This is a genomic window from Marinomonas transparens, assembly GCF_016463975.1.
GTDB classification, from domain to species: domain Bacteria; phylum Pseudomonadota; class Gammaproteobacteria; order Pseudomonadales; family Marinomonadaceae; genus Marinomonas; species Marinomonas transparens.
Genome location: NZ_JAEMNX010000014.1, coordinates 106,406 through 123,962, shown reverse-complemented (window position 1 = coordinate 123,962; position 17,557 = coordinate 106,406). Strand labels below are relative to the sequence as shown.

Genomic DNA, 17,557 nt, shown 5'->3' with positions numbered 1-17,557 from the left:
ATAAATGAGATCGTTATGTCTGAGGTTAGAACACGTATTGCGCCATCACCCACGGGCGACCCACATGTGGGAACCGCTTATGTTGCCCTATTTAATATGGCCTTTGCTCGTAAAATGGGTGGCAAGTTCATTTTACGTATTGAAGATACCGATCAAACGCGTAGTACGCCGGAGTCTGAAAAAATGATTTTGGACGCTTTACGTTGGTTGGGGCTTGATTGGGCCGAAGGCCCTGACGTAGGGGGAGAATATGGCCCTTATCGTCAGAGTGAGCGTGGTGATATCTACGGGCAATATGCCAAAGAGCTAGTGGATAAAGGCCACGCATTTTATGCATTTGAAACGTCAGAAGAGCTTGATCAAATGCGTATTGAGCAAAAGGAACAAGGATTACAGCAAAAATACGATGGTCGAGCTCTGAAACTAACCGAACAAGAAGTTCAAGCCAAGTTAGACGCTGGCATACCTTATGTTATCCGTATGAAGATTCCTGAAGAGGGGACTTGTGTGGTTGACGATATGCTGCGTGGCACCATTGAGATTGATTGGGCGCAAGTCGATATGCAGGTGCTCTTGAAAGCGGATGGTATGCCGACTTATCACCTTGCTAATGTGGTTGATGATCACTTGATGAAAATTACCCATGTAATTCGTGGAGAAGAGTGGATTAACTCGGCACCTAAGCACATTTTACTTTATCAATATTTTGGTTGGGATATGCCGACCTTGTGTCACATGCCTTTGTTACGTAATCCTGATAAGTCCAAGCTATCTAAGCGTAAAAATCCAACTAGCATTTTGTACTACCAACGTATGGGGTATATGGCGGAAGCGGTAATCAACTACCTTGGTCGTATGGGCTGGTCCATGCCGGATGAGCGTGAGAAATTTTCCCTTGATGACATGATTGAAAATTTCGACATTCAACGTGTTTCTTTAGGAGGGCCTGTTTTTGATGTTGAGAAATTGAGTTGGCTAAATGGTATGTGGATTCGTGAGGACCTGACCCCTGAAACCTTTGCACAGAAATATGTCGAGTGGGCATTGAATCCAGAATATTTAATGCAGATTCTGCCATTGATTATGCCGCGCGTGGAAACCTTCTCTGATGTGGCGGAGGTGGCAGGTTTCTTCTTAAAAGGTCTGTTGCCCATTAACAAAGAAGACTTTGCCATGGTAAAAATGGAAGAAGAAACGCTTCGAAAGGCGATGCAATTTGCCTTGTGGCGCCTAGAAGCGTTAAAGCAATGGGAGAAAGACACCATCTTTAATGAATTGAAAGCCTTAGCTCAAGCTATGGATATCAAACCGAAAGACTTTTTTGCACCCTTGTTTGTTGCTATTTCAGGTAGTACAGCTTCTGTCTCTGTATTCGATTCAATGGCGATTCTTGGTTCGGATATTTCGCGTATGCGGATGCGTACTGCTGTTAATGTCTTAGGCGGTCCATCTAAGAAAGAAGCGAAGCGTTGGGAAAAAGAATACGCGGCGCTCTAGGGGCGGGTTTTTGCAAGACCAAGAAAAGGCCGGTGTCTGATGAAACCGGCCTTTTTTATGGCGTATAATACAGGGCTTAATGAAAAGAAATTAACGGCTAGTAGTGAATACACCGGTTTTGCTATCCAGACTATTTACTTGGTCATGGATATGGCGAGTATTCTCTTCAATGCTGTCTATGTTGCCGCTATCACGTTGTAACTGTTGAGCAATTTTGTCCATTTCTTCACTCATGTGTACGGCTGTTTTGGCCACTTCTTGGATAGATCGAGCCATATCAATGGAAGAAGATGAGCTAGTTTGTGCATTGTTCTCTATCTCACGAATAGCGACTTCCGCCTTCTCACTAAATACTTCAATAGAGTGTAGGCTTTCCTGGCCGCTTTGCATTGTCTCAATGGCTGTTTGTGTCGATGATTGAATTGTGCCAACAATATCCGTGATCTTAGCGGTAGCATCGACTGTTTTTTCGGCAAGTGAACGCACTTCGTCCGCGACAACAGAGAAGCCTCGGCCTGCTTCTCCAGCTCGTGCCGCTTCAATGGCCGCATTTAGTGCGAGTAGATTTGTCTGATTTGCTAGGTCATTGATCATACCAATAACGTTATCAATGTCTTTTGATAGCTGTCCTAGTTCATTTAGGTGCTCACTGGTTTCGTTCACAATTTCGATTGTGCCAGAGAGATTCGAGAGCGCCTCTTTAATTGTCTCGGAACCTACTTTGGCTGAATTATAGGTATTTTGAGATTGCTCACTAAGTTCTTCTGTTGTTGTTGAAATGCTCGATATTGTCGTTGAAATTTCTTCTGTTGCCGCGGCAATAGAATTGGTTTGTTGACTTACTGATCGGTTGCTGTCGGCAATTTTAGTAACCGTTGAATTTAGCTCGGTCATCATTGTACTGACGTCCCGTGTGGTGGTAACAACATCACCGATGACTGAACCAAGACCACTGGTCATTTCATTAACCGAACTACACAAGGAGTCAAATTCATCATTACGCTTCTGGTTTACTGTCAAGCGAGCGGTGAGGTCACCACCTTTCACTTTGCCAAGATCTTTGATGATTTGGGAGAGTGTTTTTTTAACATTGCTACCAATTCCCATCAGAATTAATGAAGCGACGATCGCAACGACAATGCTGACGGTGATTAAGCTGATACTGGCTTGTTGAGAGCTAGCTGAGGCTTGTTGGCGAGCTTCTGCAACCGCATTTTGCATATAGTCGGCTGCGGCGATACGAGCCGCACCTAAAATTTCTTTATCTGTGGTAAATAATTGCTGAAGCTCTGCTAGGGTATGGGTTTCTTTATCAAATGTTTCGATCGCAGATAAGTAAGTGTTAATGACTTCGCCAAAGCGTTCTTCAAGGCCAAAGTTGGTAACGCGTTTATAGAATTTATCGTAACGCCCCATGAAGGCTTCTTTATTGGCTACTGTTGGCTCAAAGATAAAGTTTTTTTCTGCCTCACGTACGGGTAAAAATTCTTGTTTGACGAGACTTAGAAAGGAGATTTCAGTCGTCACTTTTTCCCCTAAAGCTGAGATTTGGCCTTTAAAGCCAGATGAACCATTGAAGCCAACTTTTTGTCTTTGAGTGACTAGTTGTTTCACAACATCACTGTAAGCTGTTAATGCGGCGATGACATCGTTAAGATTTTTCTTTGCTTCAGGGTCAGTGAGGATGGCGACGTTTTGTTCAAGAGTTGCCATTGAGGAGGAATAATTAAGATCAAGCTGCTCCAAAAAGGTTGCATAAGTACTGTTGTCAATTCCATTTAGTACTTCATACTCTTCCATTAAGGTAATAACGAGGGACGCTAAGTCTTTATCGACTGTGGTCAGTGTTTCAAATTTGGAAGCGGAAGTTTCTTGTACTTTTAGCCCTTGTAGAGCAACGATGGTAACCACAATGAAACCAATAACCGCAGCGGCAAGCAGAGCAATTAATTTGGTGCGAAAACTTAGGTTTGCCAACATACTTTTTATCCTTACTTTTTATTATTAGTTGAACGAATAAACATCTGATTGCAGATGGTGTCGCTGTTTTCATGCAATTTATTTTGTGTTTATTGTGAGCTCATCCCGAACAGTTGATATTCTATTTCCTTCACGACTATATTTGCAACGAAATGTAAAAGAAACCTCTTTATATAGATAAAATCAGCAACAACTTTAGAGAAATGGTGCTTTAGTTTTACTTTCATCCTTAGTTTAAAGCCTTATAGGTGATGAGGGCTTAACCAGACGTCGGATTGTTGGTTTCCTAAAAATGTGATTGTTCCTGGGTAACGGGAAGCGCCAGTGGAAGTAAATTCGAAGCGGTAGACTCTTTTAATGCATAGGGTGCCATGTTGCCATGTAGGCTTCCAGCCATTACCAGCAACACTCTGATCTAATAGTTGTAAGTTAAGCTTTTTACAATGCTGTTTTACTATTAAGAGGGCTTGTTCTCGAATAGTGATATTACGCCACCAGCCATAGGTGCATGCTGCAAGAGCCAAAATAATGACTAGATCACTTAATTGTAGATTCATTCATTCCCACATAACAAAGTCAGTCTTAACATCATAACCAATTTTAGAGAGGGAAAGGAAGAGTGTAAGCACTTTAAAAAGGTCATTAGAAGCAAGTGTATTTGGTGATAGCTTGCTTGTTTCCTTCTTTTAATAAGAAAAGTACGTGGCTACTCCCAAGCAGGAGAGAAAGGAGGAGTAGCCACGGTCTTCACGCATTTCGAGCGAGCAATATAACAACCTCATTATAAAGGCTAAATTTGGGCATTCGGGGCAGCGAATGTGTGGAAATCCAAATTTGAGTCGTTTGCCTTTATTAATGGCCAGTCAGGTAGTCGTTATGCTGCTTCTACTGCTCTTTCTGCGTAAAGTTGGATAACCCACTGCTCAACACGTTGGTCAGTGAGTTCAAACTGTTGATCTTCGTCTATTGCTAGACCGACGAAATGTTCTTTATCATGTACACAGGCTCTTGATGCTTCAAAGTCATAGCCTTCTGTGGGCCACTGGCCAATGAAGTTCGCCTTGGTTGGAAGTAGTTTTTCGTATAACCACCCCATCGCATCAACGAAATAGTCACCATAGCCAAATTGGTCTCCTAATCCGTATAGGGCAATGGTTTTGTTTTCTAAGGATAATTCACTTAAGGCATCCCCTAGGTCTTCCCAATCAGATTGAATGCCGCCGAAGTCCCATGTTGGAATACCTAGAATTAACATGGAGTATTGTTCAAGCAGGCTTAGTTCTATGTCTTTTATATTAAAAAGTTCTACTTGAGTGCCAAGTTCTTCCCACTGTTTAGCAATTTTATGGCCGATTTCCTCAGTGTTATTCGTGTCTGTGCCATAAATAAGGGCAATTGAAGATTGATCCATGGTGTACGGTTTTCCTATAACTTAATGAATTTGTGCGTATTGATGGCTGTTAACACCGAAATGTTGGATAAATGCTGCTTCAAATTGGGCCTCAGAAAAACCGCTTTGAGCAAGAATATGAGGTTTAGCCTCAGGGTCTTGCCTTAGCTTGGCAGCGGCAAATTTAATTCGGCTGCGTAGGCAATAATCATCCAGAGACTGTCCAACTAAATGGAAAAAGCCGATAGCGAGAGCTTCATTATTAAGCCCTACTTGATGGGCGAGCTTTTCCGTATTTAATAATTCATTATTAGGTACTTCTAATAGGTTTTGTGCTTGAAAAAGTTTGCCTTGGCATTCTTCGCACTGAGACAAGTGACTAAGCATTTGTAATTGTTCTATTAGGGTGAAAATTAATGCGTATAAATGACCAGCTAGACTAATAGAATGGCCTTTATGACTGAATATTGGCTGACAGATCTCAGCGGTTTTTTTTGTCATTGGTAGTTGAATAACACAGCCGCCATGGCCCAATTTTTCCATTAACAGAGAAAAGTGTTGAACGACTTGTTCTTCTGTTTCACCCAACACAGCTGCAAGTTGTTCTGCACTAATATGAACTTGCATCAGGCTACGCTCTTGGTTTTCAGTCATCAAGAAGTCACCATTAATATCTCTGGCTTGATAGCTTATCTGTACCGAAGTGACATCAGTGGCAGTTTTAATCGGCTCATTACCGAGCAGAGAGAAATACAGTCCTCGTGAGGCCGTCTCTTTGAAGCTAATTTCTGTTTTAGTTTGTAGATATTGATGTAGTAAATGTAGGTTAGGTAAAAGGGCTTTGACCTGCCTATATCCTGTAACCCACTGGGACATATCTTTATTGATACTTCCGTGCTTGTTATATACATCGTGCATACTTACTTGCATCGCATGTCGCTCTTTATTTGATAATGGTTATCATTAAAGGATCTTTTTTCATTCGATGCAAGTGATTCTCATTATTTTTTTGTAAATTTATTAATTTTTTTGCAGAGTATTGAGGCTACTCTAGATAGTCTGCTCTGTTTAACCCATATTTTTGCATCTTCTGATTGAGTGTTCTGCGAGGTAGTTGTAATTGCTCTAGTACGGCTTGGATATTGCCTTTTTGCTGGCGAATACTGGCCTCTATTAGGCTGCGTTCGAATTCTTGTACCTTTACACTTAAGGGTAAGGGAGTAAGTGTGTCTATGTTGTCTTGTGCCTGATAGCCGGCCAGTATTTTAGCCACGCTCGTATTAGGTTCAAGAGCATACCTTAAGGCAACATTACGTAATTCACGAACGTTTCCTGGCCATCCATAAAGCGTTAGGGTTTCATGGTCTATTGGGCTAAGAGGCCTAAAGTCACCGCCTCGTTCCTGCACGGCTAAACGACAGAAATGTTCAAATAGGAGAGGGATGTCTGACCCTCTGTTACGTAGATCAGGCAAATGGATTTGCGAGACATTTAGGCGAAAGAATAAATCTTGTCTAAAATTTTCTAGGGTTTGTAGGTCATTTTTTGCCGCTGCAACGACTCTTAAATCGATTTCAATTGTATCGTTACTGCCAATACGCTCTAGCTGGTTTTCCTGTAAAACTCGCAATAGTTTGATCTGCATTGCTAGCGGCATACTTTCTATTTCATCTAAAAAGAGGGTACCGCCACTAGCATGTTCTAGTTTGCCGATTCTTTTTTTATTGGCACTGGTAAAGGCGCCGGCTTCATGGCCAAATAGCTCACTTTCAAATAGGTCTGTAGGGATAGCTGCGCAATTGATAGCAACAAAAGGCCGTGTTTTTCTGGGGCTACAATCATGCAAAGCTTTAGCGACTAACTCTTTACCGCACCCTGTCTTACCATAAACAATGACATGGGTGTCCATGCTGGCGAAGGTGTGAATTTGTTGGCGAACACGTGTGATTTGTTCATGTTGGCCGATGATGGTTTCTTCTAAACCATGTAAATCACCTAAATATTGAGATTGGCCGGCATGTTGGCATTGTATTTTTCGTAGCTGAACGGCTTTTTCGACAGTTTGAATAAGTCGATTAGGATCAAAAGGCTTTTCTAAAAAATCAAAGGCACCATCGCGGAGGGCGTTGACAGCAGTATCAATGTCTCCGTGTCCTGTAATTAAAATGATGGGGAGTTCTTTTTCTTGCGAAAGACACTCATTCATTAGAGTTATTCCATCCATAGGTGCCATGCGGATATCGCTGATGATGATGCAGGGCTGGCCACTCTGAAAGTTATTTAGGATATCTTGAGCCCGGTGGAACTCTTTTACTTCATAGTCGGATAAGCGTAACCATTGGGCGGTTGTCGAGCGCACAATATCATCATCGTCGAGGAGCCAGATTTCAATTGAACTATATTGAAAAGCATTATTCATGTTAGGCCTTTAAAAGCGTTAATCGAAACACTAACTGGGAGGTTTCATTATGTTGAGCAGTCAATATACCATTCATATCTTTGGCTAGGTTGGCACTAATAGCTAGGCCTAGGCCTAAGCCTTTGCCGATTGGTTTAGTAGTGAAAAAAGGTTCAAAAATATGTTGGATTTTATCCTTCTCCATTCCGGGGCCGTTATCCTGATAATTGATTGTTATAAGTTCCTCTTGTTGTTGCAAGGATAAGTGAATAGAGGGAATGATTTTAAATTCGTTACAAGCTTGTATTGAGTTGCTAATAAGATTTGAAAAGATGCGTTCTAGTCTTGTTGGTTCTGCCATGACGTTATCAGAATCATTTAGTTCAATATACCAGTTCGCATCATGGGCCTCTTCACCTAAGTTTTCTATGGCTTGTAATACGCATTGTTTAACCGGGGTTGAGGTGAGCTTTTCTGGTCTTCGATAGGCAAGAACTTTGAGTTCACTGGTTAGTGTTTGCATACGTACAACTAAGAGTTCTAAATCAAGTAGTGTTTTTAGCGCTTGCTCTGATTGCTGGCGTTTTAGTAGTAACTCGGTGGTATAGGCAAGGGTTTTGATGCCTGTTAATGGTTGATTAAGTTCGTGAGCAATGGCGGTTGATATTTGCCCTATTGCTGCCAGCTTTTCTGTTCTAAGCAGTTCTTGTTGGGCGGCTTCTAGTGCCTGTGTTCTCTCTAGTACTCGCTCTTCGAGGCGAGTATTAGCTTGCTGAAGGTTGAGTTCTGCTTTTTTACGCTTGCTGATATCGAGCAAGGTGGCGAGGTAGCCGTGTGAGTCACTCCACTCTAGTGACGATATTGAAAGTAAGGCTGGAAAGGTTTGCTTGTTACCTTTTTGTAAGATGACTTCCTGTTCGAGAAAGTGGTTTGTTTGAGGGCTCTTTTCATGCTCTGAACTTGGTAAGGAGCGAATAAAAGATAAGGCGTATTGGTTTTCAGGATAATTGGGTAGTAGCTCGTAGAGGTAGCGAGAATTGAGTTGAAAATGTTGGCCAAAATAGCGAATGCCCATTGGGTTTACAAAAGAGATTTTGCCTTCTTGGGTCAACTGTAACAAGCCGACATGGGTTTTTTCTATGAGCGCTCTTTGGAGGTGAGCGCTTTTGGCAATCAATTGCTCATTTTCTAACTTAGAGGCGATTTTTAAGCTGCGCTCACGGAGGTAGAGCCAAAAAAGAAAAATGAGGGCACCTATTCCTAAGCAGATAAGAGCTATGTTTTGGGCTCTTTTTTGTATGCTTTTTAGGCTAGATAAGTAATGTATTTGCCACTTCAAATCATCTAGGGTGACGTTCTGAAGTAGGTACTTCTTGTGATTGTGGAGATATATTTTTGCGTTAGTTTTATTCAAAAATTGGATGTTTGATTGATTTTCTAACCATTTTTGATCAAATAAATCATTTAGGTTATTGGCTTGAAAAACAAGGTTGTTTTGATCTGTCATGACCACTAGGTCACCCGCTAAACTCCATCGTTCCACTAGGTCATTAACATCTATGAGAACAGCTACAGCACCGGCAAGACCTTTTGATGTATAGACTGGAGCAAGTGCTAAATGAGCTGATTGTGAAAGAAATTGGTTGTAACCAGAAATGAGAATGGCTTCTCCTTGTTGTTCCTTTAATACCTGACTAAGGTGCGTTTTTTTGAAATAGTCATAGAAGGTGAAGTTGGGGGATTGCTTGCTGGAAAGTAATAGCTGCCCTTGATCTGAAAGGATAAACCAGTCAAGGGTTTTGGATACATGAGTGAGATCTTCGAGTTGGCGTTGCAGTTGTGTGCTCAGTGCTTTGTCTTTGTTTGGGGCTTCCATATAAGTTCGCAAGACAGGGTTATCAGCTAAAGCATAGGGGAGTATTCGGTAATCTTTTAGTTCATTACGTAGCTCAATAACATAGTTAAGTAGGCGGTTTTGACCATCACTATGCTTATTAATAATAAGGATTTGATAGGCAATGATGTTGCTGCACCAGAATAACAGAGCAAGTATTATGCAGCCTAAGAAGCTAAAGAAAAATCTATGTTTACGAAATTGATCAATCAAAGAAAATCCTATTAGCGTTACCTGTTTTGGTGGTGAGGGTTTTAATTACATTAGACTTAAACTGCGCAACAAAGTAACGCCAATGCTGGTACTAAGCAAGGAGGCGAGTGTGGTGATGACAATAATGTTCGCAGCTAAGGCGGAGTTGCCTTGCATGGCGCGAACCATGATATAGCTTGCTGAAGCGGAAGGTGCAGAAGACATAAGAAAGAGCACACCTAATTCCATCCCTCGATAACCGAGTAAATAGCCCCCTAAAGTTAACGTAAAAGGGATGAATATAAGCTTCCCTACAGAAGACAATAGAGCACCTATTATGTCTTTTTTTAATGCCCCAAAGCTTAATGAAGCGCCTGCACAGAGAAGCGCTAAAGGAAGTGTCATTTGTGCAAAGTAGTTACCTGCTTTATACAATGTGCTAGGAAGTTTTAGGCCCGTTGCGGAGAATAATAGTGCGGCTAGAATAGCTATTACAAGAGGGTTTTTAGCAATGCCTTTAATGGTATTGATAACGCTTTTATTCGCTTCCATTGCCCTGTTTAAGCAGATGACGGATAACACGTTAAAGAGCATGGTGACGCCTCCTAAATACATAGAAGCAACGGAGAAGACTTCATTTCCGTAAGCGTTCACGCAATACGCTAGGCCTATAATTCCCATGTTAGAGCGAAATGCCCCTTGTACTATAACGCCTCTATCTGCTTTGTTTTTTATACAAAAAGACATTAATAACTCTAAAGCAATATAGGTTGTGGCTACTGCCAACATGGCATAAATAACGAGTGAAAAATTACTATTAACGCTGATGTTTGTTTTAGAAATGCTAATGAAGAGCAAGGCAGGGAGGGTGACGTTGAATACTAGTTTAGAAGCAACATCGATAAAGTTGTCATTAATAATGCGAATACGATACAGCACAATTCCCAGCACCAAAATCAAAAAAATAGGCATGGTGATGGAAAAAGAAAACGCTAGTACGTCTAAGAAGTTATTCAAAGATATTCCTTATGACAGGGTATTAAGGCAAGCTATAGGTTTGTTATCTTATCTTGCTGGTTGCTCCTGCATAATGTTAGCAACCTACATCCATGTAGGCCTAGTACGAAACTTTAATCGTTGTTCTCAAAGCGATATCCAGCACCGTATACGGAGTGAATAACGTTCAATTCAGGAGCAACGGTGGCGATCTTCTTACGTAGTTTTTTAATGTGGCTGTCAATTGTACGGTCACTTACTACACGACTGTCTGCATAGATGCTTTTCATAATTAGATCACGTCCAAATACGCGTCCTGGTTCTTTGATCAGCAATTGCAGTAGCTGAAACTCTACTGTGGTAAGGTCAATAAGCTCACCTTTATAAGTAGCTCGTAAGCGGTCTACATCTAGGTTAAAGCCATCTGTTTTGGGTGACTCTGTTTGATCTAGCTCAACGCGACGCAGGTTGGCTTTGACACGAGCGACGATCTCTCGTGGGCTGAATGGTTTGCATACATAATCGTCTGCACCCATTTCTAAGCCGATAAGACGATCAATCTCTTCTGCTTTGGCGGTCACCATGATGATAGGAATACTGCTGAACTGACGTACTTGCTTACAGATCTCGATACCATCTAGGCCGGGAAGCATAAGGTCTAGAAGGATAAGGTCGAACTTGTTGTTTTTTACATAGTCTACGGCAATGTCACCACGATCAAGGTGGTGGTGTTCATAACCGGCTTGATCTAAATAAGCGGCCATGAGTTCGGCTAACTTGGGTTCATCCTCAATAATAAGTATTTTGCTCATAATGCTGTGTTCCATATCAGTTTAAAGGGAATTCGATTTTTATTCCTAAGCCACCATCAGGAGAATGGTAGGCGCCGATGGTGCCTTGATGGCCATCTACAATGCTAGAGCAAATAGTTAGGCCTAAACCTCTACCGCCTGTTGCTCTGTTTCTTGAGTTTTCGACACGATAAAACTGCTCAAAAATTCGGTTTTTATTATCTTCACTGACTCCCGGAGCACTATCTTCAAAAAGAATAATGGCTTTTTGGCTTTGTTTTAAAAGTTTAATCCTAAGCTTTCCAGGAGCATTTGTGTACTTTAACGAGTTATTCATAAGATTTGAGAAAAGTTGATACAACCTGTCTGTATCACCCGTTATAACAATAGGTGGTTTTGCTAGGCATTCAAATACTAAGCTAATGTTTGCTTCTTTGAACGGCAAAGACATGGATTGCACGGCTTGCTCAATAATGTCATCTAAATTGGCATCTTCCATCTGGTAATTTAAGCTGCCCATGTCATGCATAGATAATTGGTTTAAATCGTCAATTAATCTAGCGATATGCATGGCTTCTTGTTGCAGGGAGGTTAGGCTATCTGCCGATACTTTGATGATGCCGTCTTGCATGGCTTCAATTTCCCCTCGTAGTATCGCTACTGGGGTACGTAGTTCGTGCGCTGTATCTGCTACCCAGCGCTTACGAGCTTCTCGAGTATTTTCTAGTGTGCATGCTAAGTGATTAAAATCCCCGCCAAGATCCGTTAGCTCATCGGAGCCCTTGATCTTAATGCGTGTTTCAAACTTACCTGCTGCTAATTTTTTGGTGGCTTGTCGCATCGTATAGATAGGTGAGCTGAGCCATTTTGCTAAAGGCCAAGTTAATAAGACAGTAAGGACCAACATGAAGGCAGAGATAAGTAAAAAAGCTTCTCCCTGTTGACGCACAAAGCGCAATGTTTGGTCTTGAACCAGTTCCTTGACAGAGCGGAGTCCAACATAGCCGACGATTTGTTTATTGGCTTCAACTGCATGAGTTTCGGCATCTGCAAACTTGGTGTTGCCTATAATGGGTTGTTTATCTTGATCAAATAATAGAAAACGCTTGCGATAATATTGTGACGGGTAAATTAAATCGAGATTAGGGGTGCTGGGTGGTGGCAGCAAATCGTGTAAGTTTTCTAACTTAGCTTGATACCACTCTTTTTCCATACGGCTTTCTTGGGCAAGGAAGTACCAGTCATCGTAGTAGATATAAAGGTTGGCGCTTCTATTGGCCATTTGTTCGAGGAAATCACGGTCACGTTCTGTTGCGTAAGAAACAAATCCTCTGTCGAAGCTCCATTGAAAGACTTGCCACATTGAAACAATAAGTAAAATGTTACTTAGAATGAAAACGGCGAAAAGCTTGTGGCGAATTTTGAACCCTTTGGTAAAAGTCATAACTGGGTCGTGGAATCCTATGATTAGCCTTACTATTTTATAGTAGGGAGGTTGAGTTCATGCATATTTATTTCTTATTCTGCCTCGTTGGGCAGTAGGAAATATTGTAATCGTATGTTTACTATACTGTTTTTTAGGGAAAGCTGGCTACTTTGTGTGAGTGTAATAAATGAGGATTTCCCATCCGTTTATTTCCTTAGTATTATGCCGGAGTTTACAACTTTTGAGCCTAGTCTATGTCGTTCCTGCCTGTTTTAAGAGGGTCTCTTTCTCTTTCTCTTATTATTTTTAATACTTTGCTTTGCTTTATTCCTATTGTTTTTCTTGTGTTGATTAAATGTGTTTTACCTTTTGCTGTCATTCAGGCCGCGTTAAGTCGTATATTAGATTGCATTGCCACCACCTGGATAAGCATAAACAACATTAATCAAAACTGGTTAGGGCGTTCGATACTGAATGTGTCTGGTAACCAGAGTTTGCTTCATAAAGAGTGGTACATGATTACGGCTAATCATCAGTCTTGGGTGGATATTCTGATTTTGCAGAGAGTGTTTAATCATAAGGTGCCGTTTATTAAGTTTTTTCTTAAGCAAGAATTGATCTGGGTGCCTGTTATTGGTTTAGTCTGGTGGGCCTTGGATTTTCCTTTTATGAAGCGCTATAGCCAAGCTTTTTTAAAGAAGCATCCTGAGTTGAAGGGTAAAGACATTGAGGTAACGAAAAAAGCCTGTGAGAAATTTCAGCATTTCCCTGTGTCCATTATGAACTTCTTAGAGGGGACCCGGTATACGCAGGTCAAATATGAACAACAAGCGAGCCCTTTTAAGTACTTGTTAAAGCCTAAAGCCGGTGGGCTGGCTTTCGCGTTAAATGCCATGGGAGGCAAACTTCATCAATTGATCGACGTTACAATTGTGTACCCTAATGGCATCCCTAGTTTTTTTGGTTATCTGTCAGGCAAGGTGCCAGAAGTTAAAGTGCATTTTCGATCTATGGCAATTGAGGATAAGCTATTGGGTGATTATGTTAATGACCCTATTTATAGAGCGTATTTTCAGCAGTGGGTAAATGAGCTGTGGCAGGAAAAAGACCATCGCATTGAGTTAATGCAGGTCATTGAGGCGGCTGAATAGCGTTTATCGGTTTTATCAAGCCATGGTAGCTGTATCCTTTTTTTATACAAAAACTGTATCTTTTTTGTTGTTTCAGTATCTGTGATGCTGCTTCTTATCCTTAATTTTCTCAGGGCATTTTGAATGACTATTTCCCATTTGTTGACGCATCCTTGTAAAAATATGGAAGCTTCTCTGGTTCGTGAAGTGCTGCATTATAGTCAGCAGCCAGATATCTTATCACTCGCTGGTGGCTTGCCAGATGAGCGTTTTATGCCTGCATATCCAGATTTGAATGCCTTGGTGGATAGTCGTCAATATGGGGCAAGTGAGGGGGAAAATAGCCTTCGTGATCATGTGGTGTCCATTGTTGCAGGGCGTGGTTTGACGACGGCTGCTGATAATGTATTGATTACTAATGGTTCTCAGCAAGGTTTGGATATTGTTAGCCGATTAATTTTAGACAGTGATTCAACTATTTTGACGGAGCAGCCTACTTATCTGGCGGCTTGCCAGGTGTTTAAATTACAGGGTGCGAAGGTTCAGGATGTGGTTTCGGATGCGCAAGGTATGTCTCTCGAGGCGCTGCGCGAAGCGATAGATCTTTATAACCCCAAAGCCGTTTACCTGATCCCTAACTTTCAGAACCCTGCTGGGCATTGTTACAGTATTCAGCGCCGTAAAGAAATCGCCGCTTTGCTAGACGAAAAAAATGTCCTATTGATTGAAGATGATCCTTATCGGGAGCTGTGCTACGAAGAGGTCGATCTCACGCCTATTTCTTCTTTAGTAAAAACAGCGCCTTGGCTGTATATGGGGAGCTTTTCAAAAGTGCTTTGGCCTGGTTTACGGACTGGGTATGTTGTGTCATGTGCTGTTTTTACCTCCTATTTGATTAAAGTGAAGCAAGCTTCAGATCTCCATACTAACCGCTTGGGGCAGGCTATGATTTCCCATTTTTTATCGTCAGGTGCTTATCCTGCTCACGTGGCAAAATTACAGGAAGCCTATCGGCAAAAACGCGATGCAATGATGGCCGCTCTTAATACTCATCTTGGTGACTTGGTTGAGTTTACTGTGCCTTCTGGTGGGATGTTTTTCTGGGTGAAATTACCAAGCGGTTTATCTTCGAAGCTTATTTTGGAGGAGGCATTGAAAGAAAAGGTGTTGGTATTACCAGGTATACCTTTCTTTCCTTGTAAAAGCCCATTAGAGGATTCGTTTTTGCGGCTGAGTTTTGCTCGTGTATCGCCAGACGATATAAATAAAGCGGTTGCGGTATTGGCTAAGGTAATTAAACGCCTTATTGTTTAAAGTTTTAGGTTATTTAAAGTGCCAGCATTAAGCGTGAGGAGGAAGCTCCTTGCGTTTTTTTATGCCTATTTATCGTTGATTTTATGGTCTTTATGCAAGGTAGACAGTTCCTTCTTTTTGGGTGACACGTTAGAATCATTCTTTTTAAGAATGAATAGAATAGGAATACGTAATGGGCAGAGCCTTTCAAAACCGCAAAGAGTCCATGGCTAAAACGTCTGATCAAAAAGCCAAGGTTTATAGTAAATATGGTCGTGAGATTTATGTTTGCGCAAAATCCGGTGGTATTGATCCTAATGGCAATTTATCACTGCGCTCTTTAATTGAACGAGCTAAAAAAGATCAGGTGCCGACTCACGTTATTGATAAGGCGATAGATAAGGCAAAAGGCGGTGGTGGAGAAGACTTTGATACGGCTCGTTACGAAGGTTTTGGGCCGGGTAATACCATGGTTATTGTTGATTGTTTATCCGATAACCCGAATCGTACCTTTGGCGATGTGCGTACTTGTTTTAACAAGGTAAAATGTAAGATTGGTGGTCAAGGTAGCGTGAGTCATATGTTTGACCATAGTGCTATTTTTGTGTTTTCAGGTGACGATGAAGAAGCTGTGTTAGAAGCCTTGATGATGGCGGATGTCGATGTTACTGATATCGAGTTGGAAGACGGCAAAGTGACGGTTTTTGCACCAAATACAGATTATGGTAAAGCTAAAGCAGCTTTGATGGATGCACTTGGTGACATTGAGTTTGATGTGGATGAAATTCAATTTGTTGCCCAAAATACCTTGGAAATTTCGGGGGAAGAGGTTGAGCAGTTTGAGCGCTTTTTAGATATGTTGAACGATCTAGATGATGTTCAGCGTGTTTATCATAACGCTGAGTATTAGGATCGTTAAGCCTTGCTTTAATAGGGCAAGGCTTTTCTAGCGTTTTTAGCTGTTGGGTAGTGATGTCTCAGCGCCATCAGGACTGGAAGGTAGAGGAAATGAAAAATAAAGAAACTGGCAAAGTAAGGTCTCCCTGTGTAAACCTTTGCTTGCTGAATGATGACGATGTTTGCACTGGCTGCTATCGTACGGGTGAAGAGATTACTTTGTGGGGGCGGATGGATGAAAATGAGCAACGTGCTGTCATGATGAAAGTTCATAAGCGTGAATCAGCGAGTCTATTCGTCAGTAAATAACCTTTCCTTTTATACCTCTTTCTCTTGTTTGTTTTTTAGCTCAATCCATTGGGACATGTACTGGGTACTCTTTAAGCTATGGTGTCTTAGCATCAGGCCTAAAAAGTGCTTTTTACGTAAACTGTCTTTTAATTGCATCTGTCGTTCTAGTCGTTTCATTAATTTGGGTTCCCACTCTTCAGCTTGATATCGTGCTTCAAGTAAGTGCTTGCCATTTTGTTGCATTAGTTGCCAGCTTGCTGGGTCCTGATAAAGGGATACGGCAGCATCTATAAAGGTATCTGGGTCATCTGTGATCACTCCGTTCCAAGGGAATTGCCCATGCATGGATTCGGCGCCAATACTTGTGGTTATGCTTGGTGTTCCCATCTGCATGGCTTCAACCAGTTTGCCTTTTATGCCCGCGCCAAAACGTAATGGTGCTAAGCAGACGCGAGCCTGCTGCATGACTTGTTGGGCATCTTGTGCCCAGCCTTTTACTAAGAAGCCTTCTTTTGCATTATGAAGTTGTGTGGCTTTCGGTGGTGGGTAGGCTCCATAGATATGCAGTTCCGCTTTGGGAAGTTGTTTTCTTATGCTTGGCCATAGGCTGTTTTTTAAATAAAGCACGGCATCCCAGTTCGGCGCATGACGAAAATTGCCGATGCTAATAAAGTGTTGTCGTTCATCGAAGGGGATTAGCTTGTTGGTGTTTTTTGGGGCGGGTAGCATAAAGGGGAGATGAAATAGATGTGTTTCAGGGACGTGAAATTCATCCATTAAAAGCTGTGTTTCTACTTCCGAAATCATCAATGTCAGGTCACAGCGATGAATCGCCGCGATTTCTCGAATGCCTTGATCACTGTATAGATCTTCGACTTGGAATGTTTTGTTTTGCTTGAGGGCGCTGTGTCTAGCTTGCCTTAAAGAGTGTAGGTCTTCTGTATTGAGTATTCTGAGCGAGTTTGGACTGAATTTCTCTACTCGCCAAGCGAATTGTTCTTCCATCATAAAACGATCAAATACAACGATATCAGGGGTCTGGTCGGCAATGTATTGGTCGAATGAGGCGTCATTTAAAGTAATCTGCTCAGAAGTTATGCCTAATACAGACAAGTCTGCCATGTGCTCTGTTTGTTGGGCTGGGCTTGCAAATGTGACTTGCCAGTTATGTTTTCGGAAGGTATTGAGCAATTGCATCATTCGGCTGCCTGCGGCAGAGGAGTTTGGTTCTGGCCAGACGTAACCTATGATAAGTAAATTCACATTGATCTCTAAATGGAAAGGGTTGTTTTTCGACTCTGTAATTTTAATCAGAATCAGGACATATGGATTTGGCTATTGTATCATGGCGCACAGATTTGTGTTGTCTGTCCCTTTACTAG

At 41.7% G+C, this 17,557-nt stretch carries 15 protein-coding genes; 5 read left to right on the top strand and 10 right to left on the bottom strand.

The genetic code is table 11. The features are described from left to right. The first annotated feature begins 15 nt into the window (after nt 1-15). Complete coding sequence (gltX, locus tag I8J31_RS12610) at nt 16-1,497, top strand: glutamate--tRNA ligase (protein WP_199468923.1); 1,482 nt, start codon at nt 16-18, stop codon at nt 1,495-1,497. 90 nt (nt 1,498-1,587) lie between these two features. Here the strand turns inward: gltX and I8J31_RS12605 are convergent, their stop codons facing one another. The 9 genes from I8J31_RS12605 to I8J31_RS12565 all read right to left on the bottom strand — a co-directional run bounded on the left by I8J31_RS12605 (nt 1,588) and on the right by I8J31_RS12565 (nt 12,582). Then, nucleotides 1,588-3,477, bottom strand: coding sequence for a methyl-accepting chemotaxis protein (locus I8J31_RS12605; RefSeq protein ID WP_199468922.1), 1,890 nt, complete (start codon nt 3,475-3,477; stop codon nt 1,588-1,590). A 242-nt stretch (nt 3,478-3,719) separates the two neighbouring features. Then, nucleotides 3,720-4,034 carry a DUF3301 domain-containing protein gene (locus tag I8J31_RS12600; protein ID WP_199468921.1) on the bottom strand — a complete coding sequence of 105 codons (315 nt, stop codon included), beginning with the start codon at nt 4,032-4,034 and terminating at the stop codon, nt 3,720-3,722. 317 nt (nt 4,035-4,351) lie between these two features. Next, nucleotides 4,352-4,888, bottom strand: a complete 537-nt coding sequence (locus tag I8J31_RS12595; protein WP_199468920.1) for a flavodoxin — start codon at nt 4,886-4,888, stop codon at nt 4,352-4,354. A 21-nt stretch (nt 4,889-4,909) separates the two neighbouring features. Beyond that, a complete protein-coding gene (locus tag I8J31_RS12590) occupies nt 4,910-5,797 on the bottom strand; it encodes a helix-turn-helix transcriptional regulator (RefSeq protein ID WP_199468919.1) in 888 nt (295 codons plus the stop codon). 115 nt (nt 5,798-5,912) lie between these two features. Beyond that, complete coding sequence (locus I8J31_RS12585) at nt 5,913-7,286, bottom strand: sigma-54-dependent transcriptional regulator (protein WP_199468918.1); 1,374 nt, start codon at nt 7,284-7,286, stop codon at nt 5,913-5,915. A 1-nt stretch (nt 7,287) separates the two neighbouring features. Next, nucleotides 7,288-9,372 (bottom strand): PAS domain-containing sensor histidine kinase, encoded by a 2,085-nt coding sequence (locus I8J31_RS12580; RefSeq protein WP_199468917.1) that lies wholly within the window; start codon nt 9,370-9,372, stop codon nt 7,288-7,290. Nucleotides 9,373-9,417: 45 nt separating this feature from the next. Further along, the gene (locus I8J31_RS12575; RefSeq protein WP_199468916.1) at nt 9,418-10,368 is read right to left on the bottom strand and encodes an AEC family transporter; all 951 of its coding nucleotides are present in this window, start codon (nt 10,366-10,368) and stop codon (nt 9,418-9,420) included. A gap of 113 nt (nt 10,369-10,481) precedes the next feature. Then, entirely contained in the window at nt 10,482-11,159 is a 678-nt protein-coding gene (locus I8J31_RS12570) for a response regulator (protein ID WP_199468915.1), read from the bottom strand. 16 nt (nt 11,160-11,175) lie between these two features. Next, nucleotides 11,176-12,582 (bottom strand): ATP-binding protein, encoded by a 1,407-nt coding sequence (locus I8J31_RS12565; protein WP_199468914.1) that lies wholly within the window; start codon nt 12,580-12,582, stop codon nt 11,176-11,178. Between the two features lie 236 nt (nt 12,583-12,818). Between I8J31_RS12565 and yihG the strand changes: the two genes are divergently transcribed. The 4 genes from yihG (at nt 12,819) to I8J31_RS12545 (ending at nt 16,193) form a co-directional block, all read left to right on the top strand. Continuing rightward, nucleotides 12,819-13,715 (top strand): 1-acylglycerol-3-phosphate O-acyltransferase, YihG family, encoded by an 897-nt coding sequence (yihG, locus tag I8J31_RS12560; protein ID WP_199468913.1) that lies wholly within the window; start codon nt 12,819-12,821, stop codon nt 13,713-13,715. 123 nt (nt 13,716-13,838) lie between these two features. Beyond that, nucleotides 13,839-15,008: an aminotransferase-like domain-containing protein gene (locus I8J31_RS12555; protein WP_199468912.1), complete on the top strand. Its 1,170-nt coding sequence runs from the start codon at nt 13,839-13,841 to the stop codon at nt 15,006-15,008. A gap of 172 nt (nt 15,009-15,180) precedes the next feature. Continuing rightward, a complete protein-coding gene (locus tag I8J31_RS12550; RefSeq protein WP_199468911.1) occupies nt 15,181-15,897 on the top strand; it encodes a YebC/PmpR family DNA-binding transcriptional regulator in 717 nt (238 codons plus the stop codon). A gap of 98 nt (nt 15,898-15,995) precedes the next feature. Next, entirely contained in the window at nt 15,996-16,193 is a 198-nt protein-coding gene (locus I8J31_RS12545) for a DUF1289 domain-containing protein (RefSeq protein WP_199468910.1), read from the top strand. 9 nt (nt 16,194-16,202) lie between these two features. Here I8J31_RS12545 and I8J31_RS12540 read toward each other — a convergent pair whose 3' ends face one another. After that, nucleotides 16,203-17,438 carry a glycosyltransferase gene (locus I8J31_RS12540; protein WP_199468909.1) on the bottom strand — a complete coding sequence of 412 codons (1,236 nt, stop codon included), beginning with the start codon at nt 17,436-17,438 and terminating at the stop codon, nt 16,203-16,205. Nucleotides 17,439-17,557 lie beyond the last annotated feature (119 nt).

Coding starts and splice junctions, on each gene's coding strand:
- I8J31_RS12585 (WP_199468918.1), bottom strand. CDS start 7,286: ATGAATAATGCTTTTCAATATAGTTCAATTGAAATCTGGCTCCTCGAC.
- gltX (WP_199468923.1), top strand. CDS start 16: ATGTCTGAGGTTAGAACACGTATTGCGCCATCACCCACGGGCGACCCA.
- I8J31_RS12565 (WP_199468914.1), bottom strand. CDS start 12,582: ATGACTTTTACCAAAGGGTTCAAAATTCGCCACAAGCTTTTCGCCGTT.
- I8J31_RS12595 (WP_199468920.1), bottom strand. CDS start 4,888: ATGGATCAATCTTCAATTGCCCTTATTTATGGCACAGACACGAATAAC.
- I8J31_RS12590 (WP_199468919.1), bottom strand. CDS start 5,797: ATGCAAGTAAGTATGCACGATGTATATAACAAGCACGGAAGTATCAAT.
- I8J31_RS12605 (WP_199468922.1), bottom strand. CDS start 3,477: ATGTTGGCAAACCTAAGTTTTCGCACCAAATTAATTGCTCTGCTTGCC.
- I8J31_RS12550 (WP_199468911.1), top strand. CDS start 15,181: ATGGGCAGAGCCTTTCAAAACCGCAAAGAGTCCATGGCTAAAACGTCT.
- yihG (WP_199468913.1), top strand. CDS start 12,819: ATGTCGTTCCTGCCTGTTTTAAGAGGGTCTCTTTCTCTTTCTCTTATT.
- I8J31_RS12555 (WP_199468912.1), top strand. CDS start 13,839: ATGACTATTTCCCATTTGTTGACGCATCCTTGTAAAAATATGGAAGCT.
- I8J31_RS12600 (WP_199468921.1), bottom strand. CDS start 4,034: ATGAATCTACAATTAAGTGATCTAGTCATTATTTTGGCTCTTGCAGCA.
- I8J31_RS12570 (WP_199468915.1), bottom strand. CDS start 11,159: ATGAGCAAAATACTTATTATTGAGGATGAACCCAAGTTAGCCGAACTC.
- I8J31_RS12545 (WP_199468910.1), top strand. CDS start 15,996: ATGAAAAATAAAGAAACTGGCAAAGTAAGGTCTCCCTGTGTAAACCTT.